This window comes from Gordonia phosphorivorans (assembly GCF_042432625.1).
GTDB lineage: Bacteria > Actinomycetota > Actinomycetes > Mycobacteriales > Mycobacteriaceae > Gordonia > Gordonia phosphorivorans.
The window spans coordinates 121,838-135,618 of the sequence record NZ_JBHLWV010000020.1; the positions used below are offsets into that span (position 1 = coordinate 121,838).

Sequence of the window (13,781 nt, forward strand, 5' to 3'; positions counted from 1 at the left end):
GCGATTCGGTGAAATCTGCGCGCGGGACCGTCTTCTCACACGCCGAAACCGGCGTAGATGAGGAGGTCCACCGTGACAACGGCGCTACCCGACAGCGTTTTCGGCACATTCGACACCGGCGACACCGCCTGGGTCCTGATCAGCGCGGCGCTCGTGCTGCTGATGACCCCGGCGCTGGCGTTCTTCTACGGTGGTCTGTGCCGCGGCAAGGCAGTCCTGAACATGATGATGATGTCGTTCATCGCGTTGGCATCGGTCACCGTCGTCTACATCCTGTTCGGTTTCTCGATGTCCTTCGGGAACTCGCTCACCGGATCCGGCGACATCGGGGGAGTCTTCTCCAACCCGTTCTCGCTCTTCGGCGTGGAGCAGCTGATGCAGACCCGCGAGGTCGACGGCGTGACGCAGGTGGTGATGTGGGGCGAGACCGGCATTCCGGCGGTCGTCTTCATGGCCTTCCAGCTGACCTTCGCCGTGATCACCGTGGCGCTGATCAGCGGTGCGATCGCCGAGCGGGCCAAGTTCTCCACCTGGGTGGTCTTCACCGTCTTCTTCACCACGCTGGTGTATTTGCCGCTGGCGCACATGGTCTGGGGCGGCGGCCTGCTGTCCGGCTCCGATCGTGGTTTCGCCGCCTGGATGTTCGGCTCCACCGACGGTGAGGCCAACGTGGTGCCGATCGACTTCGCCGGCGGCACCGTGGTGCACATCAACGCCGGTATCGCCGCGCTGGTCCTGGTGCTGTTCGTCGGCAAGCGGATGGGCTTCGGCAAGACCCCGTACCGCCCGCACAACATCCCGTTCGTCATGCTCGGCGCCGCACTGCTGTGGTTCGGCTGGTTCGGTTTCAACGCGGGCTCCGAGCTCGCCGCCGACGCCACCGCCGGCCTGGTGTGGGTCAACACCACCGCCGCGGCCGCCGCGGCGATCATCGGCTGGTTGCTGGTGGAATGGCGACGCGACGGCCACGCGACCAGTGTGGGCGCGGCCTCGGGCATCGTCGCCGGACTGGTGGCGATCACCCCGGCCTGCGGGGCCCTGACCCCGCTCGGTTCGCTCGGCCTCGGTCTGGTCGCCGGTGCGCTGTCGGCCCTGGCCATCGGCCTCAAGAGCAAGTTCGGCTTCGACGATTCGCTCGACGTGGTGGGCGTGCACCTGGTCTCCGGTCTCTGGGGCACGGTCGGGATCGGCCTGCTGGCCAAGGATTCGGGTCTGTTCTACGGCCACGACGCCAAGCAGTTGGCCGTGCAGACGGTCATCGCGCTGGTGGCCCTCGCCTTCACCGCCGTGATGACCACCGTGATCGCTTTCGCGCTCAAGCCGCTCGGCTGGCGGGTCGACCGGGAGGCCGAGGCCACCGGTATCGACTCCTCCGAACATGCCGAGACCGCCTACGAGCTCGCCTGACGGCCTGCCGACGGCACACGAATCCGACCGAATCGAAAAAGGGAAGAATGTAGTCATGAAACTGATTACCGCCATCATCAAACCGTTCACGCTCGAAGAGGTGAAATCGGGCCTGGAACAGCTCGACATCGTGGGCATGACCGTCAGTGAAGTGCAGGGTTACGGTCGGCAGAAGGGCCACACCGAGGTGTACCGCGGCGCCGAGTACGCCGTCGACTTCGTGCCGAAGGTGCGGGTGGAAGTGGTGGTGGACGACGAGGACGTGGACCAGGTGGTCGATGTGATCGTCGAGTCCGCCCGGACCGGCAAGATCGGCGACGGCAAGGTCTGGATCACCCCGGTGGAGTCGGTGGTCCGGGTGCGAACCGGTGAACGCGGATCCGACGCGCTCTGAGCGCATGAGCGACCCGGCCCGCGCCCTCGTGGCGGCGCGGGCCGGGGCGCTTGCCGGTTTCGCCCTGGACCGGCCGGCCGGCGCCGCCCTGCGTGCGGCGTTGACCGAGGCCTACGAGGGGTGGCTTCGGGCCCGCGCCGAGGAGCTGGGCGTGACCGATGGCAGCGGCTTCGCGATCGTCGCCGTCGGCGCCCTGGGGCGGCGGGAGACCGTGCCCGGCTCGGATCTGGATCTGGTGCTGCTGCACGAGAACCGTCATCCCGAACGCCTCGGCCCCATCGCGGACGGCCTCTGGTATCCCATCTGGGATTCGGGGCTGAGCCTGGACCACAGTGTGCGCACCCTGACCGACGCGGTGCAGGCCGCGCGCGGGGAGCCCACCGCGACCCTGGGGCTGCTGGACGCGCGGTTCATCGCCGGGGACGCCGACCTGGCCGCGCTGCTGGTGGATGCGGTGCGCAATCTGTGGCGCATCGAGGCCCGCCTGCGGTTGCCGGAGGTGCTGGACCTGACCCGGGACCGGTGGGGGCGCACCGGGGACAACGCTCAGCGCGCGCAACCGGACCTGAAGAACGGTCGCGGCGGCCTGCGCGACGTGCAGCTGCTCAACGCGCTCGCCCTGGCGCAGCTCACCGACGGTCTGTCCCGGCTGCGGGCCGACGAACCCGGCACCCCGGTGGCCCTGGCCTACCGTCGGCTGCTGGACGTGCGCACCCAGCACCACCTGATCACCGGGCGCTCCCGCGATCGGCTGCCCGCCGAGGACGCCGACCAGCTGGCCGCGGCGCTGGACCTGGAGGATCGGTTCGCCCTGGCCCGGGTGCTCAGCGATGCGGCCCGCACCGTCGACTTCGCGGTGGAGACCGGTATCCGCACGGCCACCCACGCGGTGGGGCGACGCGGCCTGGCGCGACTGCGTCGACTGCCGGTGCGCAGCCCGCTCGACGAGGGCGTGGTGCGCCACGACGGCGAGGTGTCCCTGGCGCGCTCGGCCCTGCCCAGCCAGGACGAGGGCCTGGTGTTCCGGGTGGCCGCGGCCGCGGCCCGCAACGACCTGCCGATCAACGGTCCGGCGCTGGAACGGCTGGCGCGTTACGCGCCGGCGCCCGCGGTGCCGTGGCCGGCCGAACCGCTCGGTGATCTGCTGGTGCTGCTCTCGTCGGGCCCGTCGATGGCTCGCACCGTCGAGGCCCTCGATCGGATCGGCTTGTGGGGCAAGCTCTTCCCGGAGTGGGACGGGATCCGCGATCTGGCCCCGCGCGATCCGGTGCACGTCTGGACCGTCGACCGGCACAGCATCGAAACCGTCATCGGCGCCGCCGCCCTCACCACCTCGGTCTCCCGGCCGGACCTGTTGGTGCTGGCCGCGCTCCTCCACGACATCGGCAAGGGTCGCGGCGGCGATCACAGTGTGCTCGGGGCCGAGTCGGCGCGCGAGGTGGGGCGCCGACTCGGGCTGTGGCCGGCCGACGTCGATCTGTTGGCGGCGGCCGTGCGCCACCACCTGCTGCTGCCGTCGGTGGCGACGCGGCGCGACGGCACCGACCCGCGGGTGGTGGCCGAGGTGGCCGAGACGCTCGGTCACCGCCGGGATCTGGTGGAACTGTTGGGGGCGTTGGCACAGGCCGACGGTCGGGCCACCGGGCCGGCCGCCTGGAGCGACTGGAAGGCGGGTCTGATCGCCGGACTCACCTCCCGGGTGCTGACCCTGATCGGCGGCGGAGCGGTCCCGGAGCCCGAACCGCTGAGTCCGGAACAGGATGCGCTGGCGCGCGCCGGCGGGCTGCACGTGCAACTGGAGGCCGGCGACGGACCCACCACCTACCTGGTGACGGTGGTGGCGCCGGATCGGCGCGGACTGTTGTCGGCGGCGGCGTCGGTGCTGGCGGCCGGTGGTCTGGCGGTGCATGCGGCGCAGGTGCGGTCGGCGCACGGGCACGCGATCGACACCTTCGCGGTGGCCACGGTGTTCGGCGGACCGCCGGATGTGGCGGTGCTGCGGCAGCGGCTGCGCGGCGCGCTCGACGGGCGGGGCGAGTCGGGCCACCGGTCGTCGGCGGTCGAGCCCGCGGCGACGGTCGCGGTCACGGCGCCCCCGCGCGCCGAGTGGATCGACGACCCGGCCACCGGGGCGGTGCTGCTGCAGGTGCGTTCGGCGGACCGTCCGGGCCTGCTGGCGGCCCTCACCGGGGTCCTGGAACGGGCCGGAGCGGTGGTGGTCTGGGCCAAGGTGAACACTCTCGGCGCCACCGTGATCGACACCTTCTGCGTCGAACTGGCCGAGGACACCGCGGCGGCGCGCGGCACGATCGGTCGTGCGGTGCTGCGCGTGTGCCCGGGCCCCGCGCCGCGTCCGGACTGATCATGGAAAGATGGGGGAATGTTCGAATCGCTCTCCGACCGGTTGACAGGCGCCCTCAAGGATCTTCGAGGCAAGGGCCGACTGACCGATGCCGACATCGATGCGACGGCGCGGGAGATCCGCCTGGCGCTGCTCGAGGCCGACGTCTCGCTGCCGGTGGTGCGGACCTTCATCGCGCGCATCAAGTCGCGCGCCAAGGGCCAAGAGGTCTCCGGTGCGCTGAATCCGGCGCAGCAGATCGTCAAGATCGTCAACGAGGAACTCGTCCAGATCCTCGGCGGCGAGACCCGGCGACTGCAGCTGGCCAAGACGCCGCCGACGGTGATCATGCTGGCTGGTCTGCAGGGTGCGGGTAAGACCACCCTGGCCGGCAAGCTCGCGCACTGGCTCACCAAGCAGGGGCACACCCCGGTCCTGGTGGCCTGTGACCTGCAGCGACCGGGTGCGGTGCAGCAGTTGCAGATCGTCGGCGAGCGGGCCGGCGTGCCGGTCTTCGCCCCGCACGCGGGTACCTCCGTCGGCGGTTCCGGCGATCTGGGCGTCGACGGTTCCGGCGACCCGGTGTCGGTGGCCACCGCGGGCGTGGAGTTCGCGCGCGAGAAGCACCACGACGTGGTCATCATCGACACCGCCGGCCGCCTCGGCATCGACGAGGTGCTGATGGGGCAGGCCTCCGACATCCGCGATGCCACCCGCCCCGACGAGGTGCTGTTCGTCCTCGACGCCATGATCGGTCAGGACGCGGTGGTCACCGCGCAGGCCTTCGCCGAGGGCGTCGACTTCACCGGCGTGGTGCTCACCAAGCTCGACGGCGACGCCCGCGGCGGTGCCGCGCTGTCGGTACGGGAGATCACCGGCCGCCCGATCATGTTCGCCTCGACCGGCGAGAAGCTCGAAGAGTTCGACGTCTTCCACCCCGACCGCATGTCCAGCCGCATCCTCGGCATGGGCGACGTGCTGTCGCTGATCGAGCAGGCCGAACAGCACTGGGATGTGGCCGAGGCCGAGAAGGCCGCCGAGAAGATCAGTCAGGGCGAGCTCACGCTGGAGGACTTCCTCCAGCAGATGCTGATGATCCGCAAGATGGGGCCGATCGGGAACCTGCTCGGCATGCTGCCCGGCGCCGGCGACATGAAGGACGCGCTGTCCCAGGTCGACGACAGCCAGCTGGACAAGATCCAGGCCATCATCCGCGGCATGACCCCGGCCGAACGCGACGACCCGAAGATTATCAACGCCTCCCGCCGCATCCGTATCGCCAACGGCTCCGGCGTCACCGTGACCGACGTCAATCAGCTGGTGGACCGCTTCTTCGCGGCTCGCAAGATGATGGCGCAGATGTCCGGGCGCATGGGCATGCCGGGCGCGGGCAAGCGGAACGCGCGCAAGGGCAAGAAGGGCGCGAAGGGACGCAAGGGCAAGGGCCGCGGCCCCACGCCGCCGAAGGCGATGCGGGGCGGTATGCCCGGCATGGGAATGCCCGGCATGCCCGGCATGGGGATGCCGCCCGGCTTCGACCTGTCGCAGATGCCGCCCGGCCTGGACCAGCTGCCCCCGGGGCTGGACGGCCTGGACCTGTCGAACCTGAAGCTCCCGAAGAACAAGTAGCCGCGCGATGGGCGTCGAACACTATCGTGGCCGGGATCCGTTCACCGGCGAGCAGCGCGAGTTCTGGGTGGCCGACGGCCTGCTGTCGGAGGAGCCCGTTGCCGGGGCCACCACGGTGGCCGACGACGGCTGGCTGATTCCCGGCCTGGTCGACGCCCACAACCACGTCGGCATCGCGCCCGGCCTCGGGGTGACCATCGACCGGGCGCGCGGCTACGCCTACGCCGACGCCGCCGCCGGGGCACTGCTGATCCGCGAGGTGGGCTCACCCGTCGACACCCATCCGCTCGACGAGGATCCGCGGTGCCCGCGCTTCCTGCGTGCGGGCAAGCACATCGCTCGGCCCAAGCGGTACCTGCGCGACTACGGCGTGGAACTCGACGATCCCGATCAGCTCGCCGCCGAGGTCCGCCGGCAGGCGGCCGCCGGCGACGGCTGGGTGAAGCTGGTGGGCGACTGGATCGACCGGGAAGTGGGCGACCTGGCACCGCTGTGGAGCCGGGCCCAGTTGGAGGCCGCGGTGGCCGCCGCCCACGAGGCGGGCGCCCGGATCACCGCGCACGTCTTCGGCTACGACGCGCTCGGCGACATCATCGACGCAGGCTTCGATTCCATCGAGCACGGCACCGGTCTCACGCCGGACCTCATCGACAAGATGGTGGACCGCGAGATCGCGCTGGTGCCGACGCTGATCCAGGTGGAGAACTTCCCGGGCATCGCCGACGGCGCGGACCGGTTCCCGACCTATCAGGCCAACATGCGGGCGCTGTACGCGAACGCGCGGGAGGTGTACGCCGCGGCCCGCGAGGCCGGGGTCGCGATCTACGCCGGCACCGACGCCGGCGGTTTCGTCGAGCACGGCCGTATCGTCGACGAGATCGAGGCACTCGCCGGGATCGGGCTGTCGCCGCTGCAGGCGCTGGCGGCCGCCTCCACGCAGGCACGGGACTGGTTGGGCGTGCCCGGCCTCACCCACGGTGCGCGCGCCGACTTCCTGGTACTCGACGCCGACCCCGCGGCCGACCCGAGCACGTTGCGCCGCCCGCGGCACGTGGTCTGCTCCGGCCTGCACCTCTGAGGCGGGGCCGCGCGCCCGCTCAGAGCAGGCGCAGCACGCCGATGATGACGAGCATGGCCGAGACCAGCCAGCCGGCGCCGCGGGCCACGACGCCCTGATTGGCGCGCGCCTTGGCGAAGATCCGTCCCACCCACGAATGCGGGAAGCGGCGCACCAGACCCAGCAGCAGCGCGGCCAGGATCGGCAGGCTCAACGCCACGGTGGCGAACAGGAAGATCCCGGCGTAGCGCTCGCCTGCGGGAATGTCGCTGGCCGACAGCACGGCCAGACCGGCGAAGAAGGGGACCGACGTCGCCGACTGGATACCGCCCAGGATCATGCCGACCAGCACGGTCAGCGGCGACGGCGACTTCAGCGGCGTCAGGATCCGGTCCATGATCGCCGACGAGTCCCCGCCCTTGTAGGTGAGGAACGCGGTGACCACACCGGTCAGGATGAGGAGGATGCCGAACACCGGCGATTCGACGACGTGCGCGACGATGTCGCCCAGGCCGTCGAAGACCACCATGGTGATCAGGGCCAGCAGGAACACTCCCAGCCAGTCGCCGATCACCAACAGGGTGGCGATGGAGCGGTAGCGTCCCGGCGGCAGCATCATCGCGAGCGCGACGAGAACGCCGATGAGCAGGACGTTGATGGCGTCCACGAACGCGTAGGCGAGGGCGTTGAGCATGCGTGGAGTGCTCTCCGTTCCTCGTCGTCTTGCATCGGCCGTCGACGGTTGCCCCGGCGGAGGCGAGTCTAACGGGTGCCCCCGCGCGGAGCGAAGTCGCCGACTTTGGCGGTGGCCGTCGGACGTGGCAGAATAAGACGCTGGTTCGCCGTGCTCGGTTACGTACCGACCGGCGGTCACCCCGTAAGAGATCGCAAAACCGGACCCGTCGCACCTCGGCGGGTCGCCGAATTGCGCTGTGACTACACAAAGGAATGCCACATGGCTGTCAAGATCAAGCTCACCCGTCTCGGTAAGATCCGCAACCCGCAGTACCGCATCGTCGTCGCCGATGCCCGTACCCGCCGGAACGGCCGCGCCATCGAGACCATCGGCAAGTACCACCCGAAGGAAGAGCCCTCGCTGATCGAGGTCGACTCCGAGCGCGCGCAGTACTGGCTGAGCGTCGGCGCGCAGCCCACCGACCCGGTCCTGAACATCCTCAAGGTGACCGGTGACTGGCAGAAGTACAAGGGCCTGCCGGGCGCCGAGGGCACCCTGAAGCACGCCGAGCCCAAGCCCTCCAAGCAGGAGCTGTTCGCCGCCGCGCTCGCCGCCGCCGAGAACGAGCCCACCGTCGCGGCCACCACCGCCAAGAAGAAGTCGGCCAAGAAGGCCGACAAGGTCGAAGAGGTCAAGGACGAGGTCAAGCTGGCCGAGCCCGAGACCGCTGCGGTCGCCGAGGATCTGGCCGCGGACGGCAAGACCGTCGGCGAGGCCATCGAGGCCGGTGACGAGGCCAAGGCGTGAGTGCCGTCATCGCTGACGCTGTCGAGCACCTGGTGCGCGGCATCGTCTCCAGCCCCGACGATGTTCGGGTCGAACTGATCACCGGCCGCCGCGGTCGCATGCTCGAGGTGCACGTCAACCCCGAGGACCTCGGCAAGGTGATCGGTCGTAACGGTCGTACCGCGACGGCGCTGCGTACCCTGGTCGCCGGTGTCGGCGGCCGCGGCATGCGCGTCGACATCGTCGACACCGATCGCTGATCGACCGCCACGATGGATCTCGTGATCGGCCGTGTGGCCAAGACGCACGGCGTTCGCGGTGAACTCGTGGTGGATGTGCGCACCGACGACCCCGGCGCTCGTTTCGCCGTGGGTACGGTGCTGCGCGGCCGCGCGCCCAAGGGCGGCGGCGAAAAGAATTACACGGTGACAGCCGCCCGGCCCCACGCCGGGCGGCTGTTGCTGTCCTTGTCCGGGGTGGGCGACCGCGATGCGGGCGACGCCCTGCGCGGCGTGCTGTTCCTGATCGACGCCGACAGCGTCGACTCCGGGGACGACCCCGACGAGTTCTACGACCACGAACTGATCGGTCTGCCGGTGACCACCGTCGACGGGGTGGCCGTGGGTCCGGTCTCCGACGTCCTGCACCTGCCCGGCGGGGAACTGCTCTCCGTGACCGGCGCCGACGGCGCGGAGATCCTGATCCCGTTCGTCACCGAGATCGTCCCGACGGTGACCCGCGAGGGCATCGTCATCGATCCGCCCGACGGTCTCCTCGACGGCGCCGACGAGACCGACTGATCGTGCGTATCGACGTTCTCACCATTTTTCCCGAGTACCTGACGCCGCTGAACGCCGCGCTGCTCGGGAAGGCCATCGACGCCGAACTGATCGAGGTGGGCGTCCACGACCTGCGGGAGTGGACGCACGACGTCCATCGCAGCGTCGACGACACCCCGTACGGGGGTGGTCCGGGGATGGTGATGAAACCGGACGTGTGGGGGCCGGCACTGGACGAGGTGTGCCCCGACGAGGCGCTCCTGGTGGTGCCGACCCCGGCCGGACGTCCCTTCACCCAGGCCACCGCCGAACGGTGGAGCGCCGAAGAACACCTGGTGTTCGCGTGCGGCCGGTACGAGGGCATCGACCAGCGTGTCTTCGACGACGCGGCCCGTCGCGTGCGGGTCGAGGAGGTCTCGCTCGGGGACTTCGTGCTGATCGGCGGCGAGGCCGCCGTGCTCGCCATGGTCGAAGCCACCACGCGCCTGATCCCCGGCGTGCTCGGCAATCCGCAGTCCCACCGGGAGGACTCGTTCTCCGACGGGCTGCTCGAAGGCCCCAGCTACACCCGGCCCAAGATCTGGCGTGACCTGGAGGTTCCGCCGGTGCTGCTGTCCGGTGACCACGCCAAGGTGGCCGCGTGGCGTCACGAGCAGGCGCTGGCGCTGACCCGGGAACGTCGTCCCGACCTGCTGAACGACTGACTCTTCTCCCGTCCGGGTGCCGGCGAACCCGCCGGGTGCCGGCGAATGTCGGAGTGTCGTGGAACCGCGGCGGCGTCGTGTGCGTCCAAGACATATGGGCCCTCGTTCCGACTGGAATATCGACCTCGCGGAGCTGCTCGCCCGCATCGACTCGATGGATCCCGGTGGGGCCGCGGCCGACGCCGCGGAGATCACCCGCATCCTGAAGGCCGCCCGCGCGATCGCGCTGCGGTTGAGCCTGCGTTTCGGCACCCTCGACGGGCTGGCCGGGATCGGCGCGGTGGCCGCCGACGAGGCGGGGGCCGACCTCGGGCGGCGAGTATCCGAGGCGGCCGAGCGGTTGGCGCCGGCCGCCGCGACCCTCGACGCCGCCTCCGGCGATCTGGCGGCCACCGTGGCCGCGCGCCCCACCCTGCTGGTGACCGCGGCCGTCGGTCAGCCGGCGGCGATGCAGGCCGCGCGCGCCAACATCATGGGCCGGGTGTACAGCGATCCGATGAGTCCGCGTTCGGACGGGCTCGGTGGCGCGACGACCGCCCCGGCCACCGGCGGTGCGGGCGGATCTCCGCAGGTGGGGACGCTGGGCGCCCCGGTGTCGCCGTCCGGCACCGGGCTCGGGACGGGCGGTGTACCCGCCGGGACGATGCCGGTCGGCGTGCCGCGTACCCCCGATCCGGATGCGGGCGCCGCGGTTCCGGCGGGGCCGGGCGGGCCCGCGTCCCCGAATTCGGGAGGGCCGGTGCCGGCCGGGGGACCGGCCGCGCCGACCGGTGCGCCGACGTCCCCACCCCAGCCGGCCGGTGCGCCGCTCGGGCCGGCGCCGGCCGGTCCCGCACCCGCCGGGCCGCCGGTACGCGCCACCGGGCGGCCGGTGTCGTCGCCGCTGCCGATGGTGCCGGCAGGCCTGCGCCTGCCCGGCGGGCTCGCGCCGACGGCACCGACCACCACCGCGTCGCCGGGCGCGGCAGGCAACGGTGCGGCGCCGAACGGCACCGGGACCTCGACGGCGGCGGGCCCGGGCGGCGCGACGCGGTCGGGTCTGGGCGCTCCGGTGTCGTCGTCGGCGGGGTCGGGCCGGGGAGGCCTGGGTGCGGGCGGACCGGTGGGTGCCCGCGGGGCCGCCGAACAGGAACGTCGACGGCCCGGGTACCTGCTCTCGACCATGGAGTTCGAGCGGCTGGTGGGCCCGATGCCGGTGGCGGGTCCACCGGTGCTGGGCGACGCGGAGCCGTCGTCGCCGGACCGGCCGGTCGGCGACGGGGACGCCGACACCGGCGGCGAGCCCGGGGGAGAGGACGGCGACGGCGACGATCAGGAACTGGATCCGACACTGTGAGCGACATCGGAGGCCGGGGGATTTCGCTCCGGCGGCCGACTCTGGCAGAATTGCATCCCGTTGCGTGTCCGCGGGATGCGCTGCGACTACTGACACGGGTACGAACCGGTTGGTTCCGACGCCAGGCGTCGGGCGCCAGGTTCCTCTACTCCACGCTAAGCCAGATGGGAAACCACTCCATGAACACTCTCGACTTCCTCGACAAGCAGTCCCTCCGTGACGACATCCCCGAGTTCGCCCCCGGCGACACCGTCGACGTCCACGTCAAGGTCATCGAGGGCAGCAAAGAGCGTATCCAGGTCTTCAAGGGCGTCGTGATCCGTCGCCAGGGCGGCGGCCTGCGCGAGACCTTCACCGTTCGTAAGGTTTCCTTCGGTATCGGCGTGGAGCGTACCTTCCCGGTGCACAGCCCGAACCTGGCCAAGATCGACGTCCTGACCCGCGGTGACGTCCGTCGCGCCAAGCTTTACTACCTGCGCGACCTGCGCGGCAAGGCTGCCAAGATCAAGGAAAAGCGCTGACCTGCGCTTGCCTGACTTCACCGGACCCCGGTACCGCATTTCGGTACCGGGGTCTTGTGTTCCGTTCGGTCCGGGCCTGCGCCCCCGGACTCCCTGCTCCCGCTAGGCTGGTATCTCGTGAGTGACAACGACGCCGTCGAACCGAACGATCCGGGCCCCGAGCCCGAGGATTCCGGTTCCGACGACACGAGGCCGACGTGGCGGCGAGCCCGCGACGACGACGATGACGATCAGCCCCGCAAGGGCGGATTCCTGCGCGAGCTGGCCATCGTGGTGGCGACCGTTCTGGTTCTGATGTTCGTGGCGTCGACGTTCCTGTTCCGCCAGTACGTGGTGCCCAGCGAGTCGATGGAGCCGACGCTGCACGGCTGCTACGGCTGCACCAACGACCGCATTCTGGTGGACAAGCTCACCTACCGATTCACCGACCCGAAGCCGGGCGACGTGGTGGTGTTCAAGGCGCCCACCGAGTCGTGGGACGGCTCGTGGAGTTCGCCGCGGTCGTCGAACGCCGTGGTGAGCACCATGCAGGACGTGCTGTCGTGGTTCGCGCTGGCCCCGCCGGACGAGAACAACCTGGTCAAGCGTGTGATCGCGACCGGCGGTCAGACCGTCGCCTGTAAGAACGAGGACGGCAAGGGCGTCACGGTGGACGGCAAGCCGCTCACCGAGCCGTACATCGACATCGAGCTGCAGAACGAGGCGTACAACATCTCGACCGGTCAGCTGGGCGGCGGCGTGTGTTACGGCGGCGACTTCGGCCCGATCAAGGTGCCCGAGGGCAACGTGTGGGTGATGGGCGACAACCGCAGCTCCTCGGCGGATTCGCGCGCCCACATCGACGACGAGTTCCAGGGCACGGTCCCGGTCTCGGACATTCGCGGCAAGGTGCGTTTCATCCTGTACCCGTTCTCCCGGTTCGGTGGGGTCGGGTCTGTCGATCCGCAGTAGCGCGGGGCGGGCAGGTGTCGAGTTCGACGCGGTGGCCGCCGCGCACCACGGTGCGTCGCTCGGCCGGGCTGCGCACCCTGGAGTTCACCCTCGAACGCAGCGGCCTCGGCCCGGTGGCCGGGGTGGACGAGGCCGGCCGGGGTGCCTGCGCCGGGCCGCTGGTGGTGGCCGCGTGCATTCTCCGGCCGCAGCAACTCAAGTCGCTGGCCGACCTCGACGACTCCAAGAAGCTGAGCCCGGCCACCCGTGAGCGGTTGTACGCCGCGGTCACCCGGCACGCCGCGGCCTACAGCGTGGTGGCGATCGAGGCCGCGGAGATCGACCGCATCGGGATCCACGTGGCCAATCTGCGCGGCATGCGGCAGGCCGTGGCCGCACTGTCGATCCGCCCGGGCTACGTGCTGTCCGACGGTTTCGCGGTGCCCGGGCTCCCGGCGCCGTCGCTGCCGGTGATCGGCGGCGACGCCAACGCGGCCTGCATCGCGGCGGCGTCGGTGCTGGCCAAGGTGACCCGGGACCGGCTGATGGTCGACTACGACGAGGTGCATCCGGGCTACGATTTCGCCGTCCACAAGGGATACAGCACCGCGCGACACATGTCGCGGCTGGACGTTCTGGGGCCGTCGCCGGAGCACCGGATGTCGTACCGAAACGTCTCCGATAGGCTGGCGTAATGAGCGCTGAGGACCTCGAGAAGTACGAGTCGGAGATGGAGCTGTCCCTGTACCGCGAGTACAAGGACCTGGTCGGTCAATTCTCGTATGTGGTGGAGACCGAGCGCCGGTTCTACCTGGCCAACGGCGTGAACATGGTGCCGCGCAACAACGACGGCGAGGTGTACTTCGAGATCCACCTGACCGATGCCTGGGTGTGGGACATGTACCGCCCGGCGCGGTTCGTCAAGCAGGTGCGCGTGGTGACCTTCAAGGACGTCAACATCGAGGAACTGGAGCGGTCCGAGCTGCGTCTGCCCGACGAGCCGTAGGCCTGCTGCGCCCAGCCTACGGTCGGCTCGTGGTGCTTATCCGGACGACTTCGCGAGCGCGACGGTTGTGCGGGGGCCGTCCGTACTTGGTGCGGCTCACCGGCGATCGCGGACACGGACGTTCCTAGCCGTTCGCGTGCCGTGACCTCGTGCATACGCCGGCGCGAGGTCTGTCTCGATGTCGAACTGGCCTGCCACCGATGTCTTGAGACACA

The 13,781-nt window shown here is 70.4% G+C and carries 15 protein-coding genes; 14 read left to right on the forward strand and 1 reads right to left on the reverse strand.

Annotation, left to right across the window (positions count from 1 at the left end):
* The first annotated feature begins 72 nt into the window (after positions 1 to 72).
* The 5 genes from ACFFJD_RS09770 to ACFFJD_RS09790 are packed head-to-tail and all read left to right on the forward strand — an operon-like array spanning position 73 to position 6,849.
* Complete coding sequence (locus ACFFJD_RS09770) at positions 73 to 1,407, forward strand: ammonium transporter (RefSeq protein WP_382363567.1); 1,335 nt, start codon at positions 73 to 75, stop codon at positions 1,405 to 1,407.
* 55 nt (positions 1,408 to 1,462) lie between these two features.
* A complete protein-coding gene (locus ACFFJD_RS09775; RefSeq protein ID WP_382363569.1) occupies positions 1,463 to 1,801 on the forward strand; it encodes a P-II family nitrogen regulator in 339 nt (112 codons plus the stop codon).
* Positions 1,802 to 1,805: 4 nt separating this feature from the next.
* Positions 1,806 to 4,163, forward strand: coding sequence for a [protein-PII] uridylyltransferase (locus ACFFJD_RS09780; RefSeq protein ID WP_382363571.1), 2,358 nt, complete (start codon positions 1,806 to 1,808; stop codon positions 4,161 to 4,163).
* 18 nt (positions 4,164 to 4,181) lie between these two features.
* Positions 4,182 to 5,771, forward strand: coding sequence for a signal recognition particle protein (gene ffh / locus ACFFJD_RS09785; protein WP_382363573.1), 1,590 nt, complete (start codon positions 4,182 to 4,184; stop codon positions 5,769 to 5,771).
* Between the two features lie 7 nt (positions 5,772 to 5,778).
* Positions 5,779 to 6,849 carry an amidohydrolase family protein gene (locus ACFFJD_RS09790; RefSeq protein ID WP_382363575.1) on the forward strand — a complete coding sequence of 357 codons (1,071 nt, stop codon included), beginning with the start codon at positions 5,779 to 5,781 and terminating at the stop codon, positions 6,847 to 6,849.
* Between the two features lie 19 nt (positions 6,850 to 6,868).
* On the opposite strand, the gene ACFFJD_RS09795 is transcribed toward ACFFJD_RS09790, so the two are convergent.
* A complete protein-coding gene (locus ACFFJD_RS09795) occupies positions 6,869 to 7,522 on the reverse strand; it encodes a hypothetical protein (RefSeq protein ID WP_382363577.1) in 654 nt (217 codons plus the stop codon).
* 261 nt (positions 7,523 to 7,783) lie between these two features.
* Between ACFFJD_RS09795 and rpsP the strand changes: the two genes are divergently transcribed.
* From rpsP to ACFFJD_RS09840, 9 genes are all read left to right on the forward strand, one after another.
* Positions 7,784 to 8,311, forward strand: coding sequence for a 30S ribosomal protein S16 (rpsP, locus tag ACFFJD_RS09800; protein WP_382363579.1), 528 nt, complete (start codon positions 7,784 to 7,786; stop codon positions 8,309 to 8,311).
* Entirely contained in the window at positions 8,308 to 8,550 is a 243-nt protein-coding gene (locus tag ACFFJD_RS09805) for an RNA-binding protein (protein ID WP_246995396.1), read from the forward strand. Before rpsP ends, ACFFJD_RS09805 begins: the two co-directional genes overlap by 4 nt.
* A 12-nt stretch (positions 8,551 to 8,562) precedes the next feature.
* Complete coding sequence (gene rimM / locus ACFFJD_RS09810; RefSeq protein WP_382363581.1) at positions 8,563 to 9,090, forward strand: ribosome maturation factor RimM; 528 nt, start codon at positions 8,563 to 8,565, stop codon at positions 9,088 to 9,090.
* Positions 9,091 to 9,092: 2 nt separating this feature from the next.
* Positions 9,093 to 9,773, forward strand: a complete 681-nt coding sequence (gene trmD, locus ACFFJD_RS09815; RefSeq protein WP_382363583.1) for a tRNA (guanosine(37)-N1)-methyltransferase TrmD — start codon at positions 9,093 to 9,095, stop codon at positions 9,771 to 9,773.
* 94 nt (positions 9,774 to 9,867) lie between these two features.
* Positions 9,868 to 11,109 carry a hypothetical protein gene (locus ACFFJD_RS09820; protein WP_382363585.1) on the forward strand — a complete coding sequence of 414 codons (1,242 nt, stop codon included), beginning with the start codon at positions 9,868 to 9,870 and terminating at the stop codon, positions 11,107 to 11,109.
* 179 nt (positions 11,110 to 11,288) lie between these two features.
* Complete coding sequence (gene rplS / locus ACFFJD_RS09825; protein WP_382363587.1) at positions 11,289 to 11,630, forward strand: 50S ribosomal protein L19; 342 nt, start codon at positions 11,289 to 11,291, stop codon at positions 11,628 to 11,630.
* A gap of 117 nt (positions 11,631 to 11,747) precedes the next feature.
* Positions 11,748 to 12,581, forward strand: coding sequence for a signal peptidase I (lepB, locus tag ACFFJD_RS09830; RefSeq protein ID WP_382363589.1), 834 nt, complete (start codon positions 11,748 to 11,750; stop codon positions 12,579 to 12,581).
* A 14-nt stretch (positions 12,582 to 12,595) separates the two neighbouring features.
* Positions 12,596 to 13,255: a ribonuclease HII gene (locus ACFFJD_RS09835; RefSeq protein ID WP_382363591.1), complete on the forward strand. Its 660-nt coding sequence runs from the start codon at positions 12,596 to 12,598 to the stop codon at positions 13,253 to 13,255.
* Complete coding sequence (locus tag ACFFJD_RS09840; protein ID WP_382363593.1) at positions 13,255 to 13,566, forward strand: DUF2469 domain-containing protein; 312 nt, start codon at positions 13,255 to 13,257, stop codon at positions 13,564 to 13,566. Before ACFFJD_RS09835 ends, ACFFJD_RS09840 begins: the two co-directional genes overlap by 1 nt.
* Positions 13,567 to 13,781: the final 215 nt, after the last annotated feature.